23 protein-coding genes are annotated in these 19886 nt (G+C 55.7%); 6 read left to right on the top strand and 17 right to left on the bottom strand.

Translation table 11 applies throughout. From position 1 onward, the window contains the following. Nucleotides 1-18: 18 nt before the first annotated feature. Together ACI1P1_RS22705 and ACI1P1_RS22710 are read right to left on the bottom strand one after the other, a co-directional pair. Entirely contained in the window at nucleotides 19-1146 is a 1128-nt protein-coding gene (locus tag ACI1P1_RS22705; RefSeq protein ID WP_416218728.1) for a glycoside hydrolase family 88 protein, read from the bottom strand. After that, nucleotides 1143-2918 carry a hypothetical protein gene (locus ACI1P1_RS22710; RefSeq protein ID WP_416218729.1) on the bottom strand — a complete coding sequence of 592 codons (1776 nt, stop codon included), beginning with the start codon at nucleotides 2916-2918 and terminating at the stop codon, nucleotides 1143-1145. The genes ACI1P1_RS22705 and ACI1P1_RS22710 overlap by 4 nt, the downstream gene beginning before the upstream one ends. Before the next feature lie 269 nt (nucleotides 2919-3187). On the opposite strand from ACI1P1_RS22710, the gene ACI1P1_RS22715 reads away from it, so the two are divergent. Further along, nucleotides 3188-3346 carry a hypothetical protein gene (locus ACI1P1_RS22715; protein WP_416218730.1) on the top strand — a complete coding sequence of 53 codons (159 nt, stop codon included), beginning with the start codon at nucleotides 3188-3190 and terminating at the stop codon, nucleotides 3344-3346. Between the two features lie 261 nt (nucleotides 3347-3607). On the opposite strand, the gene ACI1P1_RS22720 is transcribed toward ACI1P1_RS22715, so the two are convergent. From ACI1P1_RS22720 to ACI1P1_RS22730, 3 genes are read right to left on the bottom strand one after another with little or no spacing between them, the layout of a single operon-like run. Continuing rightward, nucleotides 3608-4105 (bottom strand): DMT family transporter, encoded by a 498-nt coding sequence (locus ACI1P1_RS22720; RefSeq protein WP_416218731.1) that lies wholly within the window; start codon nucleotides 4103-4105, stop codon nucleotides 3608-3610. Nucleotides 4106-4110: 5 nt separating this feature from the next. Further along, nucleotides 4111-4818 carry a Crp/Fnr family transcriptional regulator gene (locus ACI1P1_RS22725; RefSeq protein WP_416218732.1) on the bottom strand — a complete coding sequence of 236 codons (708 nt, stop codon included), beginning with the start codon at nucleotides 4816-4818 and terminating at the stop codon, nucleotides 4111-4113. 51 nt (nucleotides 4819-4869) lie between these two features. Then, nucleotides 4870-5301 (bottom strand): DMT family transporter, encoded by a 432-nt coding sequence (locus tag ACI1P1_RS22730; protein ID WP_416218733.1) that lies wholly within the window; start codon nucleotides 5299-5301, stop codon nucleotides 4870-4872. 203 nt (nucleotides 5302-5504) lie between these two features. Between ACI1P1_RS22730 and ACI1P1_RS22735 the strand changes: the two genes are divergently transcribed. Further along, on the top strand, nucleotides 5505-6038 hold the full coding sequence (locus tag ACI1P1_RS22735; protein WP_416218734.1) for a type 1 glutamine amidotransferase domain-containing protein: 534 nt from the start codon (nucleotides 5505-5507) through the stop codon (nucleotides 6036-6038). Nucleotides 6039-6106: 68 nt separating this feature from the next. Here the strand turns inward: ACI1P1_RS22735 and ACI1P1_RS22740 are convergent, their stop codons facing one another. The 6 genes from ACI1P1_RS22740 to ACI1P1_RS22765 form a co-directional block, all read right to left on the bottom strand. Next, nucleotides 6107-6898: an ABC transporter permease gene (locus ACI1P1_RS22740; RefSeq protein WP_416218735.1), complete on the bottom strand. Its 792-nt coding sequence runs from the start codon at nucleotides 6896-6898 to the stop codon at nucleotides 6107-6109. A gap of 26 nt (nucleotides 6899-6924) precedes the next feature. After that, a complete protein-coding gene (locus tag ACI1P1_RS22745; protein WP_416218736.1) occupies nucleotides 6925-7701 on the bottom strand; it encodes an ABC transporter ATP-binding protein in 777 nt (258 codons plus the stop codon). 21 nt (nucleotides 7702-7722) lie between these two features. After that, nucleotides 7723-8817 (bottom strand): ABC transporter substrate-binding protein, encoded by a 1095-nt coding sequence (locus ACI1P1_RS22750; protein WP_416218737.1) that lies wholly within the window; start codon nucleotides 8815-8817, stop codon nucleotides 7723-7725. Next, nucleotides 8817-10262 carry an aryl-sulfate sulfotransferase gene (locus ACI1P1_RS22755; RefSeq protein ID WP_416218738.1) on the bottom strand — a complete coding sequence of 482 codons (1446 nt, stop codon included), beginning with the start codon at nucleotides 10260-10262 and terminating at the stop codon, nucleotides 8817-8819. The genes ACI1P1_RS22750 and ACI1P1_RS22755 overlap by 1 nt, the downstream gene beginning before the upstream one ends. Nucleotides 10263-10299: 37 nt before the next feature. After that, nucleotides 10300-10866 carry a MarR family winged helix-turn-helix transcriptional regulator gene (locus ACI1P1_RS22760; RefSeq protein WP_416218739.1) on the bottom strand — a complete coding sequence of 189 codons (567 nt, stop codon included), beginning with the start codon at nucleotides 10864-10866 and terminating at the stop codon, nucleotides 10300-10302. A 246-nt stretch (nucleotides 10867-11112) separates the two neighbouring features. Then, the gene (locus ACI1P1_RS22765) at nucleotides 11113-11559 is read right to left on the bottom strand and encodes a V4R domain-containing protein (RefSeq protein WP_416218740.1); all 447 of its coding nucleotides are present in this window, start codon (nucleotides 11557-11559) and stop codon (nucleotides 11113-11115) included. A 171-nt stretch (nucleotides 11560-11730) separates the two neighbouring features. Here ACI1P1_RS22765 and ACI1P1_RS22770 point away from each other — a divergent pair, with 171 nt between their 5' ends. After that, on the top strand, nucleotides 11731-12438 hold the full coding sequence (locus ACI1P1_RS22770) for a Crp/Fnr family transcriptional regulator (RefSeq protein WP_416218741.1): 708 nt from the start codon (nucleotides 11731-11733) through the stop codon (nucleotides 12436-12438). Here ACI1P1_RS22770 and ACI1P1_RS22775 read toward each other — a convergent pair. Then, complete coding sequence (locus ACI1P1_RS22775; RefSeq protein WP_416218742.1) at nucleotides 12429-13007, bottom strand: LysE family transporter; 579 nt, start codon at nucleotides 13005-13007, stop codon at nucleotides 12429-12431. The two genes, ACI1P1_RS22770 and ACI1P1_RS22775, sit on opposite strands and share 10 nt — an antisense overlap. 108 nt (nucleotides 13008-13115) lie before the next feature. Between ACI1P1_RS22775 and ACI1P1_RS22780 the strand changes: the two genes are divergently transcribed. Next, nucleotides 13116-13676 carry a helix-turn-helix domain-containing protein gene (locus ACI1P1_RS22780; RefSeq protein ID WP_416218743.1) on the top strand — a complete coding sequence of 187 codons (561 nt, stop codon included), beginning with the start codon at nucleotides 13116-13118 and terminating at the stop codon, nucleotides 13674-13676. Here ACI1P1_RS22780 and ACI1P1_RS22785 read toward each other — a convergent pair. Genes ACI1P1_RS22785 through ACI1P1_RS22805 form a run of 5 tightly spaced genes read right to left on the bottom strand, consistent with a single transcriptional unit; the run spans nucleotide 13642 to nucleotide 17407 of the window. After that, nucleotides 13642-14202 carry a nucleoside-triphosphatase gene (locus tag ACI1P1_RS22785; RefSeq protein WP_416218744.1) on the bottom strand — a complete coding sequence of 187 codons (561 nt, stop codon included), beginning with the start codon at nucleotides 14200-14202 and terminating at the stop codon, nucleotides 13642-13644. The genes ACI1P1_RS22780 and ACI1P1_RS22785 overlap by 35 nt on opposite strands. Further along, nucleotides 14187-14906: a class I SAM-dependent methyltransferase gene (locus ACI1P1_RS22790; protein ID WP_416218745.1), complete on the bottom strand. Its 720-nt coding sequence runs from the start codon at nucleotides 14904-14906 to the stop codon at nucleotides 14187-14189. Before ACI1P1_RS22790 ends, ACI1P1_RS22785 begins: the two co-directional genes overlap by 16 nt. Before the next feature lie 12 nt (nucleotides 14907-14918). Beyond that, nucleotides 14919-15698, bottom strand: a complete 780-nt coding sequence (locus ACI1P1_RS22795; RefSeq protein ID WP_416218746.1) for a Rossmann-like domain-containing protein — start codon at nucleotides 15696-15698, stop codon at nucleotides 14919-14921. Beyond that, entirely contained in the window at nucleotides 15699-16715 is a 1017-nt protein-coding gene (locus ACI1P1_RS22800; protein WP_416218747.1) for an ATP-binding cassette domain-containing protein, read from the bottom strand. After that, nucleotides 16712-17407 carry a GTP-binding protein gene (locus ACI1P1_RS22805; protein WP_416218748.1) on the bottom strand — a complete coding sequence of 232 codons (696 nt, stop codon included), beginning with the start codon at nucleotides 17405-17407 and terminating at the stop codon, nucleotides 16712-16714. The genes ACI1P1_RS22800 and ACI1P1_RS22805 overlap by 4 nt, the downstream gene beginning before the upstream one ends. Nucleotides 17408-17609: 202 nt before the next feature. Here ACI1P1_RS22805 and ACI1P1_RS22810 point away from each other — a divergent pair, with 202 nt between their 5' ends. Both ACI1P1_RS22810 and ACI1P1_RS22815 read left to right on the top strand, forming a co-directional pair. Continuing rightward, nucleotides 17610-18629: a FecCD family ABC transporter permease gene (locus tag ACI1P1_RS22810; RefSeq protein WP_416218749.1), complete on the top strand. Its 1020-nt coding sequence runs from the start codon at nucleotides 17610-17612 to the stop codon at nucleotides 18627-18629. After that, nucleotides 18626-19453: an ABC transporter ATP-binding protein gene (locus ACI1P1_RS22815; protein WP_416218750.1), complete on the top strand. Its 828-nt coding sequence runs from the start codon at nucleotides 18626-18628 to the stop codon at nucleotides 19451-19453. The genes ACI1P1_RS22810 and ACI1P1_RS22815 overlap by 4 nt, the downstream gene beginning before the upstream one ends. Nucleotides 19454-19886: the final 433 nt, after the last annotated feature.

Consider the following 19886-nt stretch of genomic DNA (forward strand, 5'->3'; position numbering starts at 1 on the left):
CCTGCCGCAGGTCCCGGTTTATCGGGAATTAGGGCTATGGAGCTCCGCCGCAAGCATCATTAGGACGGTTCCGTACGTATATAAGGATTGGATAAAAGGAATATGGAGGTAACCCTCCAGCTCCTGGCAATCCGTACCGCCGGAGGCCCCTTCCACCTCTCCAAGGAGCGTGATTCTCCGAAGCACCTGCTGTGACGCTTGATGGCCCCATTCCTTAATGGTCTCAGGCAATATCCCCAGCTCCGCTCCAAGCAGCGCCGCATAGCCGAAAAGTGCAGTGGCGGTTGTTTCCGTATAGGAAGATTTCAGGTTGAGGACCGTATGCAGCATCCCGTCTTCATTCCGGAGCCGGTATGCGCTTTCCATGAAGGACAGGAACATACTGCTGAACATGCCTGTGTCGTACCGGGTTCCCTGCAGGAGCCGGAGCAGCTCCGCCAAAGCTGCCGCCATCCAGCCGTTGCCCCGTCCCCAGTGTTCGCCCAACTGCTTATGGTGCAGGGAATGATATCCATGGTAAAAGAGGCCGGTCTCCGGGTTATATAAACAGCCCGCATGAATTTCATATTGCCGGATTCCTTCTTCCACCAGCTCCGGCCGCCCGGCGTGCAGACCATAATCAATCATAAATATACCCGCCATAAACACCGTATCAATCCACAGCTGGTTCTTGTAATCGTCGAGACCGCCCTTGCCCCATACATGGGCAAACCCGCCGTTGGCTGTAAGCAGGGCCTTGTTTAGGCACCAATCCGCGAACTCCTCGCAGATGCTCCGGTAGAGTACGGCCTCCTGCTCCTGCAATTCCTTCTCCAACTTAAGAAGCATTAGCGCAGAGTTGGCCAAACACACGTAGTTGACCGAACCGAATTCCCGGAGTCCTGCATGCTGCCGGAACCAATCCCGGAGGAAGCAGAGATAAGCTTCGTCCCGGGTCCGATCATACATCCGGCTGATGCCGTACAAACCCACCCCTTGGCTCCAATCCCAATGGCTCAGGCTCAGATTCCAGGCGTCCGATTTCTGGGCGAGCATCGTCTCCAGAATGCGCTTCGCCCCAGCCTCAATCTCCACGGGTTGTACCGCGTTGTTCTGCTGGTGCTGTTTGTGCTGGTAAGGCTGTTGTTGATCCTGTTGTTGGCTCATCCTCCTACCCCTCCGCTTCTGCCAGACTCTGCTGCCGCCAGAAGCCGTTTATGATCCGGCTCATGCTTCAGCATAAGCGCGGTCTTCATCTTCAATTGGCCGATGAGCTCCGGTATGGGCGCCAGCTCGAAGACGCTTTCCTCCTCCGGGCAGCCGGCAGTGATGATGGGCGGGATAGCAGCCTGCTCCAGCAGCCGGATCAGCTCTTGCACATTATCCGTTTCCGCCCGCACCACAAACTGCATCTCCACCGGCAGCACCCGAGCCGTCCCGCCCCTGTCTACCTCCCGTTCGGTGGTGCTGACAGCTGCCCGTTCCAACAAATCCTGATAACGGCTGGTGTGCCGCACCGTACGGAGCAGACACCGGAGCACCCGCAAGCGGTGCAGCACCTGATTCCCGTCCGTTGCAAGACTCTCCGCCACCCTGATGGCTTGGGCCACGTGCCCCAAGGCCGTGTCCAGAAGCTTGCCCGCCAGCCAGGTGCCATGTTTGCCTTGAATCAGCTTGGCCGCTTGGCAGTCCATCAGATCCGCCGCGTGCTCCTCCGTCCGGGCTTGGAACTGGAATGGGCGGTAATACGCCTTGGTCTCCTGCGGCAGCTCCATAGGGTAAGGCACCAACGGACGCGTCAGCCAACGCTGGGCGGTGACACCCAGCAGGAGCACTGGCCCGCCGTTTTCCATAGGCTTGACTGCCTCCACCGCCCGGCGGATATGCTCCCACAGCTCCAGGAGTTTATCCTCGCTGCCGGTTGCGGCAACGGCATCGGCCGCTGTTTTCAGCAGACCAGCTCGGGCGTAAATACCGTCAGTGGGGCGCTCGCCGAAGCGGCGGTACACCTCCATCAGCTCCACAGAAGCCTCCGACGGGAAATTCACCAGCAGCGTCTGTGCCTTGCTCTTGAAGGCCCGTTCCAGCTGCTCCGCAAAATCCGCCGTCTGGGGCAGCTCCTTCACCGGGTACAGGAAGGACCCGTACAAATAATTGGTGGAGCCGGCAATAGCCGTTCCCCCTCCGCCGATCCCCTGACCTTTGATCAACTGGCGCTCCACAGAGCCGACCTCTGTCTGCGGGATGGTGCCGATAAGCTGAATCTGTGCTTCCAGGCCTGCTTCGGCCGCCCCTGCCTGCACCGCGGACATCCAGCCGGATATCCGTTCGGCCAGCGGGCGGTGTTCACAATGGGCTGGACCGTTGCGCCCCGGGTACAAACCCTCGCTCCAGCAGATTCCGCCACCGGAATCATTGGTGAGGAACGTGAAGCGGTCTACCGGGGCCAGCCCGCAGATCCGGGCAGCCGATTCCCGGTACATGGCCAGCACCTCCGGATGGTCGATGCAGGGAGCATAGTATGGCTTGCGGGCACGGAGCGGATGCTCGCATCTTGGGCCGCGCCACTCCGGATGAGCCAGATACACCTCCTCTGGCAGCCACATGGGCTCGCATCCCCAGACGCTCCCCTTTAAACCCAGCTCCCGGAGGATTTCCCCCTTGCGGGCAATGATCTCCAGACTCCGCTCCGCATGATCTGCCGGAAACCACGGAGCCAGGAGCTCCGGCACTGCCGCATCGAACAGGCTGAACCGGATGATGCTCCAATTGGGATACGGATCCTGGCGGTCCTTCTCCCAGCGCCACCGGTTGTAAGGAAGCGAATCCACATTCACGTGAGTCGCCCCCAACGCGGCAGCCTGCTCGGCAAACCGCCGGAACGGCTCCACCTCCACAATCCGGCTGCGAAAGATAATGGTTGTATAACGGTTGTTCATTACCGGCACTCCTCATTTCCTATGGCATTGAACCCTTTCACAACGCCACTATACGGCCGGCTTGGATTGACCGTCTATATTCATTTCCTCAGTTCCTGTACGGATCACATTAATGGCCACAGATAGGAAAAGATGATTATGACCTGTCATCCTTCTCGTTCTTTTCCCGGTAGTCGTTTGGTTTTTCCTGGTATATAATAGAGATTATTGGAACCATTAGCCGAACCCGCACGTAAACAATCCAAACCATTATCCTGAGGAGGAACCTTATGAAACTATTGAAGGATATGATCAAAGTGTTATTTATCATTCCGGCAGGAACCGTCATTACCTTTTTCTTCGGACACCAGCCGGTGATGCTGGCTAACGATATGATGAAGAAGCAGGACCGAGGCGCAATGGAGTATCAGCGTTTGGAGAGGATATAAGAAATATTGGGGCTTGACGCACAGAGCCATCCGTAAAAAGCAAAAACCGCGCAATGCGCGGTTTTTGTTTTATAAGTGCTGGAGACTGTAACGGAACTATCCGCCCCTTAGAAGCTGCAATCCTCCGATTAAGGGGAATTTAACTACGCTAAGAGTCTCTCCGTTCCGTAAGAAAACCGGAATAGTGATTTAACGCCTTTAAGAGCTTCTCAGTTCCGTTACCGCACCAATGCGGCCGCCCTGGTCCCAAAACCTCAGATCTCAAGATTCCAACCGTTCATACGCCGGCACCCGTTTCAGCTTCTTGTTCCCCGCCACCGTCTTCCGCCCGCCCAGCTTAAACACAACGATTCCCGCTGCGATGACCAATACACCAAGCAGCTGCGTCCCGGTAAAAGGCACCTTCTCAAGACCGAACCAGCCGAGCGTATCCCAGACGACGGCAAAACCCAATTGCGAGATCATCGCTACTGCCGCGGCATAGGTTGCCCCCAGCAGATGGGTCCCCCGCACCATACAGATGACCACTCCTACGCCGATCAGGCCGCTGAAGAAATACCACGGCTCCACATGCTCAGGCCGGAACATGGCCATTCCCTCCGAGGCGAAGCCGATGATAAAGGATGCCAAAAACCCCATGCCCAGCACCAATGTTGTTGTTATCCACAGACCCGCCTTCACATGGACCCGGTTGTTAAAGATATTTTGCAGGCCCACAAGCGCGCCTGCAAGGCTCGCCATTATAATGCCGATTAGCATGGCGATCACTGCTCCTTTTCATATATATTATGCTTGGCCAGAGCCTGCAGCTTGCTCCGGTCGGCCACCGTAATCCCCTTCCGGCTGCGCTCCACCAGTCCGTCCCGGTCGAACTGCCGGATCACCCGGTTCACATGGCGGTAGCTGGTGCCGATCAGATGAGCGGCATCCGTCAGATTAACCGGACGTTTGGAACGGGACTGTCCCCCGCCCTCTCCGCTCTCTTCTGATACCGACAATAAATAACTAGCCAGCCGCACCTCCACCGGATAGAGGAGATTAAAGCTCAAGGAGGCGGATTTCACGAAGAACTTCTCCGTAATCATCTGCAGCAGAAAATGGAGCAGCGGCGGATGATCCCCATATTGGCGGAGAAGCCGGTACGGAACAGCCAGCATCGTGACTCGGGTCATCGCCTCTACCGTGTTCATAATATCCGTTCCGCGGATATATTCGATATCCCCGATCAGCTCCAGGGGCGTTTTGAAGCTGAGAATTAATGTTTTACCCTCCTCGGAGGTGGTGAAGATTTTCAGCTTGCCCGCAATCAGGAAATATAAGGTCTGGCCGGGATCGCCCTGGGAGCAGACCAGCTCCCCTTCCTCATAAGAGCATAACGTCATATGAAGCCGGAGACCCGGCGGGATCACATCCTCCAGCCCGTGCTCTGCCACCGCCCGGTTCAAAAATGCGCTATCCTTCCATTCCTTCATACTGCCAACTCCGTTTCGCATGTTGGTTCTATCGGATCATAATCATGCCCATCATAATCCAAGAATCACCACACCTGCAATCATCAGCGATAAACCGACAAACTGGGGAAGATGCATCTCCTTCTTTTCAATCCCGAACCAGCCTTTGCTGTCCACAAGAAACGTCATGCCCAACTGGGCGATGAGCACCGCGGATACCGACAAGGTAGCTCCCACATGATGGATGGCCGTAATATTGCTGAAAATAATTACGGAGGCCAACGCTCCGCCGCCCAGATACAGAGGCTTTACTTGCCGGAGCGGGCCCAATCCGGGTTTCCCTCCGGTGACGGCCAACATCAGGACCAGCGCCGCTACAAAACCGGTGAATTGGGTAAGCGCAGCCGCCTGCCAGGTCCCCATATCCGTGCCGATACGGGAATTGGCCACTCCCTGGAGGGTAATGAGTGCCCCGCCCAAAAAGGCATAAGCAAATCCCTTCATATATTCCTCTCCCCTTACTGCAAAATTCGTCTTCCATCATTAAACGATAACCGCCGAATCAGCCGTTAGGACATATGTCCTGTTGCAGGTCATGAATGTGCAAGCAGTGATATCTTGGACTTTTTGTTTATCTTCCCCGCCATCCGGGGTAATACTATAGAGGAGAGTCTTTCGCCATCCATCCCAAAAAGGAGTTGTGCACAATGAAACAAATGACCAAGAAGGTTGCATTTCTGCTGGCGGACGGATTCGAGGATTCCGAAATGAAGAATCCGTATGAAGCCATTACCAAAAACGGCAATGACGCCGTCATCATCAGCTTGAATGCCAATGAAGAGCTCCATGGCAAAAAAGGCACCATTACGTATACATCCCATTTATCCGCCAAGGAAGCCTATGCTACCGATTATGAAGCTGTCATTATTCCCGGCGGCACATCACCGGAGAAGCTGAAGCATGATCCGTATATGATCAAGTTTGTCCAGGAAGCGGACAAAGCAGGCATCACCATCGCCGCCATCTGCCATGGACCCCAGCTGCTGGCGGAGGCCGATTTGCTGAAGGGGAAAACCCTTACGTCATACCCCGGCATCGCCCAAGAGGTCATCGCCGCGGGCGGCAGCTATCTGGACCAGCCGGTGAAGGTGGACGGCAATCTGATTACTTCCCGCACACCGGAGGATGAGTCGGTCTTTATTGAAGAAATTATCAACAAGCTGGGCGTTACCGCTTACTGATCTTCGGGTAAAAGAGCCCGTTAAAAGCAAAAAAAGCCGGTTCTCCGGCTTTTTTTCGTGCTTTACACTCATTTCCCTCTTGCCTGCACAGTCCTGCCCTTCCCCGCTATACCATAACGCCGCAGAGTCAGTCCGCCCAGCAATCCCAGCGCCCGGTCGGCTGCAAAGCCCATAATCCCCAAGGACAGAAGCCCCACGAAGATCCAGTCCGTTTTGAAGTACAGACGCGAATTCCAGATCATAAACCCCACACCGCTATTGGCGGCCACCATCTCCGCCCCGATAATCGCCATAAAGGAGGAGCCCATGGCCAGGCGGATGCCGGTGAACATATACGGGACAGTGTCGGGCACGATCACATGGAGCAAGATCTGCCACTCGGACGCACCCATACTCCGGGCCGAACGGACCTTATCCTCCTCTACAGCCAAGGCGCCGCTCATGGTATTCAGAAGAACGATGAACAGAGTGGAATACAAAATCAGCATAATCTTCGACTTCTCTCCGATGCCGAACCAAAGCATGAATAAGGTGATGAAGGCCAGCGGCGGGATAAACCGGATAAAATTGAGGAACGGCTCCGTTACCGCCCGGAACGATTTGAAGCGTCCCATGATAATACCCAGCGGGATGGCAATAGCACTGCCCAGTACCCACCCCGTCAGCACCCGCAGGAAGCTGATGCCGATATACCGGAACAAGGACCCGTCCTGGGACAGCTCCAGGGCCCCCTGCAGAGTCCGGTACGGTCCGGGCAGAAAGTCCGGATTGGATACGGAGGCGGCAGCTTCCCAGATCAGGAGTCCGATGATCCAGGTAAATATCCCCGTTTGATAGCTTTTGCGCAGAATCCAGAGCATTGTGGCAACCTCCTAATCTTCTCTTTTCATTCCCCGAAGTGCCTCTGGATGGAGCTGTAATGGGCATTAAAGGCGGAATCGGTAATGGTCCGGGGATAGGACAGCGGCACCTCGTAGATATCCGTGATCCGGGAGGCGGGGCCGACAGACATAATCCCCACCCTTTGGCCCAACAGAATGGCCTCTTGAATGTCGTGGGTAACAAAAATAACGGTTTTCCTTGTTTCCTGCCATATCCGGATCAGCTCGTTCTGCATAGTCCTCCGGGTCATGGCGTCCAGAGCGCCGAAGGGTTCATCCATGAGCAGAATCGCCGGATCGTTGGCCAGCACCCGGGCCAGCTGCACCCGCTGCTTCATTCCACCGGAGAGAGCGTCGGGAAATTTGTCCTCGTGGCCCTCCAGCCCCACCAGCCGGATGAAGCGGTCAGAGCTTTCCCTGCGCTCTTTGCGGGGAATATGCTTCATACGAAGTCCAAATTCTACATTCTCCCGGACAGTCAGCCAGGGGAACAAGGAGGCGTCCGCCTGCTGGAAAACCATGGCTCTGTCTCTGCCGGGTTTGCGTATTTCCTCCCCATCCACCGAGAGCCGCCCCTCTGTTTTGCCGACGAAGCCGGCAATCATGCTCAGGAGAGTGGACTTGCCGCAGCCGCTGGGACCCAAGAGGATAAAAAATTCACCGCCTTTGACCACCAAATCTACATCCTTAATGATGTAATGGGGCTCTGCAGCCGTACCAGCCGAGAAGCTTTTGCGCAAACGCTCAATGAATATGGTATTGGTTTTAACCGCCAATGACATGGCGCTCCCTCCTTCCGGGATTTATTTAGTGTAGGTCACCGATTCGGGAAAGGCGGCTTTTAGGGCCTCCACATCAATTTTATCCTTCAGCTCATATTTGTCCTTGAGAATGCCCCGTTGCTCCAGCCAAGCCTTCATGCTCTCCAGATGCTGGTAGTCTTCCTTGGTGAAGCCCAGCACATAATTCTGGGTGTCGAGATCTTTCAGAACCCCTTCCTTGGGCAGCTTGATATCCCGGAAAGCCAACTCTGCGGTTTGCTCCTTATGGGCCGCTATGTAGTCGATCCCCTCCTTCACCGCCTTCAAATAATTGGTGACGGTCTGGGCTTTGGTCTTCAGGTACCCGGCATCGACAACCTGAAAGGAGCTGATTTTCACATCAGTCTGGTTCATGTCCCCCAGGCTTTTGATGCCGTCCACCTTGAGGAACTTCTCCAGCAGGGCCCCTCCGCTCCATACGGCGTCCATTTCCCCTTTGGTCAAAGCCACGATGGCTTCATCGGGTGTGCTGTAATATACCATCTTGACGTCTTTTTCATCGATGTTGAGCTTCTCCAGAAATTTCGCCCAGACATATTCATAGACCGTTCCCCGGGCAACGCCCAGCTTCTTGCCTCTCAGCTCCTCGGGTTTGGTAATGTCCCCCTTCACCAGCAGCACCGTGGTTCGGGAGGAAGCCTCCGTAGCCCGAGTCAGGGTGCTTACGATCTTCATGTCGCCCTTGCCCAGGGAGTTAAGCAGCGCATAATCCGCAGCCGTAGCGGTATCCGTACGCTGCACCAATAGCGCATTAATGGTGTCGATGCCATAAGCGAAGTTGCTGATTTCCGCCTCCACGGCAAACTTCTTGAAGAACCCCTGCTCCTGGGCCTGCCGGAATTGCAGGGAACCCCCCGCCGCCGTATCCAGGCCGAAGCGGATTTTGACGGGTTTAACGGCGAACGCTGCTTGGGTCTGGGTTGCGGCTGATGATGCTCCGCCGGAGGCGGCCGGGCTGCCGGGAGTGGCTCCGTCTGCTTTGGTACCGCAAGAGGAAGCAAAAACCGCCAGGGAGTAAACCAGCAATCCGGCGCCTGCCCAACGGACCAAACCTAGGGAAGAATGAGATTTATTCATTATTTTAGCCTCCTATTGTCCTCATCAATCCGGGCAACGCATAGTGCCCCTTCTCCATAAGAAGCGGAGACGTTCACCTGGGCAACGGAGGCAGCCCCTTTGGGGGCGGCTCCCGGAACCCGGAAGTCCGCCGGGTCCAAGGGAAGAATGGCCGCTTCCTCCGGCTTCTCCAGTTGGGGTACCCAGTCATAGGGAACCCGGTAAGCGCGGTACACCATATTGGAATTGCGTTTATTTTTGTAAGGGGATATGTATTCCCAAACCAGCTCATGCTCCCGGGTCACCTCGAATACTCTCCCGTCTGCCCCTTCTGTAATCAGAGTGTTGCCGTTGGGCAGTCTTTGGGCAGAGCTAATGTAGGGGCTATAGAAGCGGTAGGAATCCAATGGAGCCTGGAACCCGGCCTCTGTAGGCGTGTATTGCCATTCGACCGCAAGCGTCACCGGGTTGATCTCCAGAATCCGGGAGTGGTCCCGCAGCGCATTCTTCTGCCCATAGGGCGACGACGGATTAGGAAGGCCATACCCGGCCCAGCCGCCGTTGTCGAATACCAGCAGATTCCCTTCACCGGGCAGTCCCTTGGGAATGATATGGGCATGATGCTGGCCGATGATCCAGCCGATTTCCTTCAGCTCCGGCAAGGAATAATCCGGTCCGAGGTGCCAGACGATCCTTCCTGTTTCCCTGTCGATGATCGCGATAATGTTGGTTTCCCGTCCGTCCCAGATAATATTGTCCGGATGAAAGCGCAGGTCTCCCTGGTCATAAAACTTATTGGGTCCTACATAGGAGACGGAGTTAATATGCATCCAATCCCCGCCTCCGCTGTTGCCGAAGGCTCTGCCGTTGGGATCGCGGAACAGTACATTCCGGGCGCTTTCGTCAAACCCCAGCTCCTCAAAATGCTCATTGCAGGCCCATTCCCACAGAATGCGGCCCTCCCAGTCCACCTCCAGAATCACATCATCCAAAAGTGGTTTATCCGAGATGGCTGGATTATGGACATCCTTATGAGCCAGGATCAGGGTGCGGCCGCCATGAACCTGGGGCTTCAAGCCGGGAGCGTAATACCCCACGGGATTCCCCTCCCGCTGGAAATCATGGTGGGCTCTGGCCATCCAGCGGGGCTCATGGTCCGGGTCTTCGATCCACTGATAACGGTCGAATCTCCAGACCACATTGCCCTCCCAATCCACCTGCACCACATCCACCTCATCCTGGAATCCGTAGTTGGGATCCCGCAGGCCTGTGCTGCCGAAAACATAACCTCCGGGCAGCAGCTTGTTTGGAAAACCCCGCAGCCCCTTCCAAAGATGTACCTCTCTGCCGCTCATATCAATCAGCAGCGCCCCCACATCGGCAGCCTGATAAAGGGTATAGCCGCTCCACGCTTTGTCCGGGGCGTAAACCGTTGTTCCTGTTGGATAAATGGTGGGATGTCCCATAATATCGCCTCCTAATGGTTCTTTATGACATTAAAGATTAATAACTTAAATAATTGCTTTGCTGCGGATTCCTCTCCAATTTCCCCGTTGTTTTCTTCTTCTCCGCTGCTGGAAGGAGTTTCATTTGCCCGGCCGCATTGGATTCCGCCAATAGGAGTATGGTCTCGGAGAAATGCTCCAGCTTCTTGTAGAGGGTCCGATAGAATTCCGTCTGCTGCCGCAATTCCTCCTCAGTGAAGCAGTCGAAGAGGATACTGATGCACCGTCCCCCGATATTCCGGTTACGCTCAAACATGTCCCTGCCTTTCTCCGTAAGGGACAGCACCACCGCCCGTCTGTCTTCCTTAGGCCGGCTTCGGACGGCATAATCCAACTCCTCCAGCCTGTCGCATATAGCGGTAATGGCGCCTGAGGTTAAATCCATTTCACCCGCAAGCTCCCCCAGCCGCTGCTCCCCCTGATCAGCCAGCTTACGGAGAATCATCATTCCAGGCAGGGTCACCCCCTCCACCAGAATCTTGTCCCGTTCCTTGACGAATTTGCGCACCATTCTGCGGAACAGCCAATCCGTTTCCTCCATGGACGTTTTGCTTGTATCCTCCATTCCATCTAACCCCGCATTTCCTTAACTTCCTTCAGCGTTCATTATTTTAACGGTGAAGGATTAGGCCGAAAAAAAGAAAAAACACAGGAGCATCCGCGTAGGTTACGCAGGAGGCGTCAGCTGTGTTTCCGGTGGTCCGGTCAACTTAGTCATTAATTCCTATGTGTTTAATCGGTTATCCGTATACTAGCATTTCCCATGTTATCCGTCAATACTTTTTATTTGTAGTTGGAACCATACTCCAGGTCAAAACCGGATCTCGTATTCGCAATGCTCATGGCCGCTCACATTGCACTTGGTTTCCCGGACGTTTACCCGTTTCCCCCAAATCCGGCTTAACGCTCCTTCCATGATCGCTCCCTCCAGATCACAGACCATCTTTTCGTCCATGACCGGCAGGCCCTTACAAAAGCAATCATCCATGGCAACGCGTACCGTCCCCTCTTCCCTGGAGAGAACCCGGGGGATTCCGATCTTCAGGTCCTGGATCAGCTGCAGCAGCTCCTCCAGACTGTTCACGGGCAGGCTTTCCCCGATTTTCCGTCCCACGGTCAGGGTTGTGCCTTTGCCGCCCATGGGCAGGCCTTGATACATTCCGATCAGCCGGATGGTCCGGAACAGCTCCAGCGGCACCTGATCCCCCAGCTGCGTTCTGGTGATGGAGCCCATATCTGAAAACGTAAAAGCATTCATTGCTCTTCTCTCCCTTGCTGGTTGTTTACAGGCCTATCATGCCACAATTTGGCGGGGGCTGCCTTGATCCAGATCAATTTTGCACCCGGTAAATGTGACCCTCATCACAATAGGCTTATGCCTGTCCGTGTAGCCTATAGTCAAACGACATCATGCCGGGAGTGACTAGACGTGCAACAATGTGAACGGTGCAGCACAGGCTTAACCAGCTTTTTGCGGAGAGTACCGGTATTTCAATCCCTCACACTGGAGGAGCTGCAGCTTTTATCCCCATATGCAGCCTTCCGCTTTCCGGACAAGGGCGAGGCGGTTTTCCTGGAAGGCGGACGTGCGGATGCACTCTATATTCTGGTAGACGGTCTGGTAAAGCTGAGCCGGAATTCCAATACGGGCAAGGAGCACATCTTAAGGCTATTGTACCCGGGCGATGCCTTCGGCCAGTTCGCACTCCTGCAGGAGAAGCCGTATTATACGACTGCCGAGGCGGTGGCTCCCTCCGTGATCTGCCGGATTTCCGGAGGTCATTTCCTGTCCCTTCTGGAACGCAAGCCCCAGCTGGCCTACCGCTTCCTGCAGGCGGCGGCCGAACAGCTCCAGCAGGCTGACGAATGGGCTGACGCCATGAATGTGCTGGATGTGGAGCAGCGATTGGCCAGGCTTTTGATCCATTGCCGGGACAAACGCGGGTCACGCCTTACCCAGGAGATGGAGCTTCCCGCCGCCAAAAAGGACCTGTCCGCTCTTTTGGGCACCTCCCCGGAAACTCTTAGCCGGAAGCTGTCCAACTGGGTAGAGGGCGGCATCATCAGTATGCGCCACAGAACCATCCGGGTGCTGGATCAGGACCGTCTGGTGCAGCTGTCCAGAGGCTACAAATAAACGGATATCGCACCATATACCAGCATCAAGGCCATAACCGCCTGGAAAGGCCGGTGGTATTTGCCCAAAAACCGGCTGAATATCCCGCCGAACAGAGCCCATGAGCCTGCCGAGAGGACCGCAGTCCCCCCAAGAATCAGAGCGGTGAGTAGCAGCGTCCGCCATGAGTCATCGAAGGGCATCACAAAGGTGGATATAGCCGATAGCGCGTAGAGTATTCCCTTGGCATTCAAAAATTGAAGGGCCACACCTGCCCGGAAGCTGTTCAGCTCCCTGGTTTCCCCTTCCCTGCCGGGTTTGCTGATGGCTATGGCATAGGCCAAAAAAAGCATATACAAACATCCTAGAGCATTCATAACCCCGGTTATTGACGGCAGATATTGCCGGAGGACCACGTTGAATAAACCGCACAGAAGTGAAATCAGGAAAAAACCGGAGGCCGCCCCCAATACAAACCGGACGGTGCGGACAAAGCCGAATTTGCTGGCATTGTGCATACTCATCATATTATTAGGCCCAGGTGTAAAGGAAGAAACGAATACATACATAAAAAAGCCGGTCGAAAACATTTTTACCACCCCATGGATATGTTATAATACACAAAATGAACGCAATAACGTCCGTGTACGTCATATTATATATTATGGTCGTTATATAGCACAATAGGGGGCAGTAAAATGGACGACATTAATGTGGTGTTAGCGAAAAACCTGAAGAATCTTCGGGACCGGCACCGGTTAAGCCTGGACAAGGTGGCGGAGCTCAGCGGGGTCAGCAAAACCATGCTGGGTCAAATCGAACGGGGTGAATCCAATCCGACGATCAATACCGTGTGGAAAATCGCCAACGGCCTGAAAACCAGCTTTACCTCCCTCATCAACGAGCCTGTGCCGGATGCCGCGGTTATTACCTCCGGACAGGTGCAGGTCCTGGTAGAGGATAACGGGAAATGCCGGTATTATGCCTATTTTCCCTTTGACGAAAAAAGACGTTTTGAGATGTATACCATTGAAATGGACAAAGGGGGATATCTGAGCTCGGAGCCACACCGGGAGGGTACGGAAGAGTCGGTCACTATATTCGAGGGGGAGCTGACCATCCGGGTTAACCAAGAGGAATATACCGTCAAAAAAGGGGACGCCATCCGCTTTCTGGCGGACAGGTCCCACTCCTACCACAATTCCGGACATGATATGGTCCGGCTCAGCATGGTGATTCATTATCCGAATGGAGGCTAAGCTTTGTGCGGAACTCCTCCGCCAGCCGCATCGGCAGACCGTCCCGGTTAGCTGCTGTTACGGGAAGCACCGTTACCGCCGGATGCCGGATAATGGCGTCCATCCAGGGATGACCTGACTGCTTTAGCACCCCCAGGATGGGAATGACTCCGTTAATGGCCAGCAGCACCGCTCTCTGGAAAAAACGGGCATCCCGCTCCAAGGGACCCAGCTCATCCATCAGCAGGAGCCTTGCCCATGTCCGGCAGGCGTCCAGATAACCACTGCCCAATTGATCAAAGGCAACGGAATCGGCAAGGAAATCCGGCCGCGGCGGCAGCCCGCCCCCGAACCGGGCTACGGCATGTGCTTCATCGTAAGCCGGCTCCTCCCAGGCTGGATTCAGATACAGCCTGCGGTCCGGGCTGGCTCTCTCCGGTCCGAAGCCGGTGACGAAGCCCCCCGGGCGGATGTTCAGCTCTGCCAGCACCTTGCCAATCACGGTGCTTTTCCCCACACCAATTTCCCCTGTCAGGAACACATGCATACCGCCCTACCTCCTTCAATACGGAACACACCCATATGTTTGGTGTAGGGCAGGTAATAGGCGTACGGAGCCTGCTCTGCTTGGACCAGCCGTCGGGCCATACAGGCTTCTGTTTCCTCTGGGGTGCTGCCGTAATACACCTGCAGGAAACGCATGGCATCCGGCTTGGATACAAAGGGCTGGCCGAATTCCAAAGATACCGGCTCCAGTGTGTAGCCCCGGCCTGCCTCCTTCAGCTGCCGCTCCACCTTGTCCGCCGTTTGCCGCTTTCGTTTGCTTCCGGACAGTCCCTTACCCCCCATGCTGCTGCCTTCATTGAGGTCCACTATAGAGATCAGCTGTTTGCAGAACGGCAGGAAGAACTCCAGCGTGCTGCTGCCGAAATACGACATCAGAATGACATCACAAACTGGCTCCGTTTGGTAACAATCCCCATGCATCGTGGAGATGTTGCCGATCCCACGGGCAGCAGCATCCGCCTCCAAAGAGGCCAGGGCCTCCCGGTTCATATCCACCCCGACAATCCGCCCCACCTCCCCAGCCAGCTCCTGGGAGAGCAGTCCCAAACCGCAGCCAATGTCGTACATCAGCTCCGCCCCGCTCACCGTCTTTCGCAGCCGGTCCGCCAGCTTCCGGTGGAAGTCCGTATAGGCGCTGGCCGCTTTAAACCAAGCTATGGTTTCCTCATTCCATGCAAAATGCATACGGGTTCCCTCCTATTGTGATGATTCAACTTGAGATGATTCAAACCTCAGGCTGACCTTCTGGCCGCTGGTATATATTTTGAGATGTTCCTGCCCGGAGCAGATCCGGCGGGCCTTGGCCCCATCCTTGATCACAATACCGGACAAATCCGAGATGCCGAATTCCTGCAGCATCGGTGCCATGGGCGTAGACGGCCCCACCACCACAACCTTGGCCCCTCGAATCAATTTCAAAAACCGGGGCAGCGCCTTATTCACCAGTGCCGTCGCCGTTATCACCACAAACTCCGCCTCCGGCAGCAGCGCCTCCGCCGCCCACTCCGGATAATCTCCCTCCTGCGGGATAAACTCCAGCACGGACAAATCGCATACCGGGCGGAACAATGGGTCCAGATAGTGGAAGTGCCCTACCACAACTACTTTTTTGCCCCGGATCACATTCTGGTAGGAAATAAACGGGTCGTGGATCCGGTCCTCCGCAAACCGCACATGGGAGACGGGTACACCATTAGCTGTTGCCACCGGCAAGGCGTTGTAATAGGCGTTGATCGCTGCCTGACCCACGCTGGCTTCCTCCAGATTCCAGGACTTCACACATTGGGCCAGCTCCTTCAGCTTCATACCCGGAGGTTTGGACAAAAGCGTCACAGGCCGGGTCCGTCCGGTCACAATTCCACTGAAGCCAAACCCCAGCTCGCTTTCCACCAGGACCCGGCCATGGCCGCATACCAGATCCTTCACCAGACAATCCTCCGGTATCCCTTCTATCATAGCGTCATATAAACCCCACATTTAAAGCTCCTCCTTCCAAACTCCAGGCTTGATACGTTCCCCCCGGCGCAGCCGGTGGCGGACCTCCATCATCTGCCTGTCCAAATCCTCCAGAAGGGCCAGGCTCTCCCGCTCCTCATCCGAACCCTCCAGAATGGCGGCTATCCCGCCGTTGCGGATCACAATCCGCTTATCGGCGCTTAAGGCCAGCACCGGATCATGGGTGGACATCAGCACCATTTTGTCCTGGCCGGCCAACAGATGAACTGCCTCCCTGCGGTCGATGCCCGCATTCTCGATCTCATCGATAAGCACGATGGGGGATGCACTCATATATGCCGTATCCGCAATCATGAGAGCACGGGATTGGCCGCCGGAGAGCTGTGTCACCTTGGTATCCAGGTTGAATTTCTCCCCCGCCAGCCCGTTGGCGCAGGAGAAGCACTGCCAGACCACAGCCTCCGGGTCCACACATAGCCTGCTCCGGGCATGCATGGTCAGAAACTCCGCCACGCTCAGGTCCACCACAAAATTCATGTTCTGCGACAGCTGCGCCACCAACCTGCCTTCCATGGCAAAGCGGAACTCATCGTCCGCCGCGGCTCCGTTCACGAGAATCCGCCGCCCTGTAGGGGTGTCCCCCTGGGCTACACATTCGATATCACCCAGGAGTCTGCTTTTGCCGGACCCGGTAGGGCCAACAATGCTCACAATCTCCCCCTTGCAGATGGTTAGCTGTATATCCTCCGCCCTGCCGGTTTTGTCTTGGCCGCCGAGAATGGTCAGGGTATGGATGTCCTCCACCGACGGGTTGGCAAGTACCGACTCCAGAAACTCCTCCAGCTGCCCCAGCACCTCAACGGGTGTATATCCGAACTCTGCCAGCCGCTCCGCATTGGCATGCTCCAGCGCTTGATGCAGCGGAAGATGGTCCGGCAGCCCCTCCAGATTCAAGTTCAGCAGAAAATCACGGGTAACCGGATAAAGCTGCTCCAATTGCCGGATAGTGTGGGAATGAATCAGCTCCGGGTAGGTCATGGCGCATACCCGAAGTCCATTTTTTTCAGCATCCCCATCTGGTAGCCCTCCCCGATTCTGGTTTCCCCCGTGCAATAGGAGCAGACAGAGGCCGGTGTGGTAAAACGGAGCCGCATATCCCGAAGCGTGAGGGTTTCCGGTGCCGCCGCCACATGTTTGCCCAGCATAAACGCCCCCTGGCCCGTGATGCCATTCACATGCAGGATGGACGCCCGGCTGTTAACCTGCCGCACATTAAACCGGAACACCTCCCGCTCCGCCTGGGATACAATATCCCCCTTGGTGATCACAGCCAGATCCGCCAGCTTGAGCATCGGCCCGATTTTCCGGGGCGTATGAATGCCCGACAGACTGTCGATGACACACACCGCCAGAATGCCGCGGATATGGGGGGAGCAGCGGTTGCATAAGCCGGCGCTTTCGGTAATCAGCAGATCCAGCCCCATTCTCCGCCCCCAGTCCATCGCATCCTCAATATTGCTCACATAGAAATGATCGGGGCACACTTTCCCGGAATACCCTACCTGGACCTGGATACCCGCTTCCCGGTACCGGTGCTGGTCAAAGGAGGTTAGACAGTCGAATTTGACTACACCCAAGGTCCAGCCTTTCTCCTTGAGAGATTCAGCCAGCTGGAGAATCACCGAGGTTTTCCCGGATGACGGAGGCCCTGCTACTGTGACAAGCTTCATGTTCTCACCCTTTCTTCAATCACACTAAACATATCTAGATATAGTAATGAAACATAATCTACCGGTTATTTTCAGAATAATCAACCTATATTTTATAACTTTCACAAATTAAATATATTTAATTATAACTAAATATATTTTAATCATTGACAGAGTTTTCCCCAGCCTGCTACAATTGTCGAAAAAATAGGGAGGGATACAGTTGTCCAGCCGCAGAATGATCCCGCTTTTAGCCGGACTTGGTTTGCTGCTCCTTGTCCTGGTGGTGCTGTCGCTGAATATGGGCCGTTATCCCATTACGCCGGGTCAGGTGCTTCATATGCTGCTCCCGGATCTCGGCAATAGCTTGGGCCTGCCAACAACGGATGGGCAAATGCAGGCAATCTTCTTCCAGGTGCGGCTCCCCCGGATTGTGCTGGCTTGTCTGGTAGGCTGCTGCTTGTCCGCCGCCGGAGCGGCGTACCAGGGGATATTCCATAATCCCATGGCTGCTCCCGATGTGCTGGGGGCATCCGCCGGAGCAGCCTTCGGCGCCGCTTTGGCCATTCTGCTGGAGGGCTCCAAGCGGGATATTACCGCCAGCGCCTTTCTGTTCAGCCTCCTCTCCGTCGGTTTGGTGCTGTTTATCGGGCGCCGGGGCAAAGGCAGACAGGTGCTGGTTCTGATCTTATCCGGCATCATGATCGGTTCCCTCTTCTCCGCCTGCACCTCGTTTGTGAAGCTGGTGGCGGACCCCAACGACCAGCTTCCAGCCATCACCTATTGGCTGATGGGGAGTTTAGCCGGAGCCCAGCCCTCGGACGTGAAGTTCATTATGGTTCCCATGCTGCTGGGGATGCTCCCGCTATATCTCTTGCGGTGGCGGATCAATGTGCTGACTCTGGGCGAGGAGGAGGCCCGGGCGATGGGCGTACATACGGGGGCGATCCGAATGACAGTGATCCTGTCGGCAACTTTGATCACGGCCTCCAGTGTCGCCGTCAGCGGTATGATCGGCTGGGTGGGGCTTGTAATTCCACATTTGGCCCGGAAGCTGGCCGGTCCTAATTACAGCCGGCTTCTGCCTGCAGCCATGCTGGCCGGGGCGATCTTCCTTTTGATCGTGGACAATGTGTCCCGGAATGTATGGGTGAGCGAGGTGCCGATCGGCATCCTGACGGCATTGATCGGAGCTCCCTTCTTTTTGAGCCTGATTCTGAAAAACGGAGGGAACAGCGGATGAGCATTCAGGTGGACCGGCTTCACTTCTCCTACCGGAGCAAGCAGGTGTTAACGGACATTACCTTTTCCGTGGAGGAGCCCTCCCTGTTATGTCTGTTAGGGCCCAACGGGGTAGGCAAAAGCACCCTGTTCCGCTGTATGCTGGGGTTACTTACGGGATATTCGGGGAGCATTACGGCGGAGGGGCATCATATCCGTAAGCTTGCTCCGGCGCAGCTGGCCCGGCTGGTGGCGTATGTGCCCCAATCCCATTCTCCGGCCTTCAGCTATTCGGTGCAGGACATGGTGCTGATGGGCACCGCCTCGCACTTTTCGCTCATGTCCTCTCCCGGGCGGAAGGAGCGGGGGCTGGCGGACGAAGCTATGGAGCGGCTAGGGATTCTCCATCTGCGGGAGCGCAGCTTCCTGGAATTAAGCGGGGGTGAGCGTCAATTGGTGCTCATCGCCCGGGCTTTGGCCCAGCAGGCGCGGATCCTCTTCATGGATGAACCCACGGCCAACCTGGATTACGGCAACCAGCTCCGGGTGCTCCAGAGGGTGAAGGAGCTGACCCGGGGCGGGTATACGGTAATCCAGTCCACCCATAACCCCGACCAAGTGCTGCTGTTTGCCGACCGGGTGCTGGCCATGAAGGATGGCCGGGTATTCGCATGGGGAACACCCGGGGAGGTGATGAACGGGGAACTCCTGAAGGAGCTGTACGGCGTGGATATTGCCTTGGAGCAGCTGTACGGCGGAGCGGTTTCCGTCTGTATCCCGGGATTTGCCGTCCCGGCAGGAGCTGTGGGTGACGGAAAACGGAAATTAGCGGGTGTCAGCGGCTAGGTCCGCTGCCTGAGGGTACTAACGGAACTTAGCTACATTCAGTGGCTGGAAACCGTTGCCTTGGCGCGCTAACGGAACTAAGCGACGCTCAGCCACCGGATTCCGCTACCACGACAGGCACTCGGTAGGCTAACGGAACTCAGCGACACTCGGAGGATGGATTCCGCGACCTCGACGCGCTAACGGAACTATACGACGCTTAGCAGCCAGAATCCAATATTTCGGCGCGCTAACGGAACTTATCGACGCTTAGCCTGCTTTTTCAGGCAAAATTGGGTGCAGAATGGGCGCTAAGAGTCCCTGAATTCCGTTACAAATCAAATTGGTTCTTTTTCGTACGCTAAGCGCTTCTCAGTTCCGTTAACGCTCTGGCGGTTCGCTTCTGAGTTCCATTAGCTCTCCCACAGTTTGCTTCTCAAGGCTGTTAGCATTT

The sequence above is a fragment of the Paenibacillus mesotrionivorans genome (assembly GCF_046098205.1).
Lineage (GTDB): Bacteria > Bacillota > Bacilli > Paenibacillales > NBRC-103111 > Paenibacillus_AR > Paenibacillus_AR mesotrionivorans.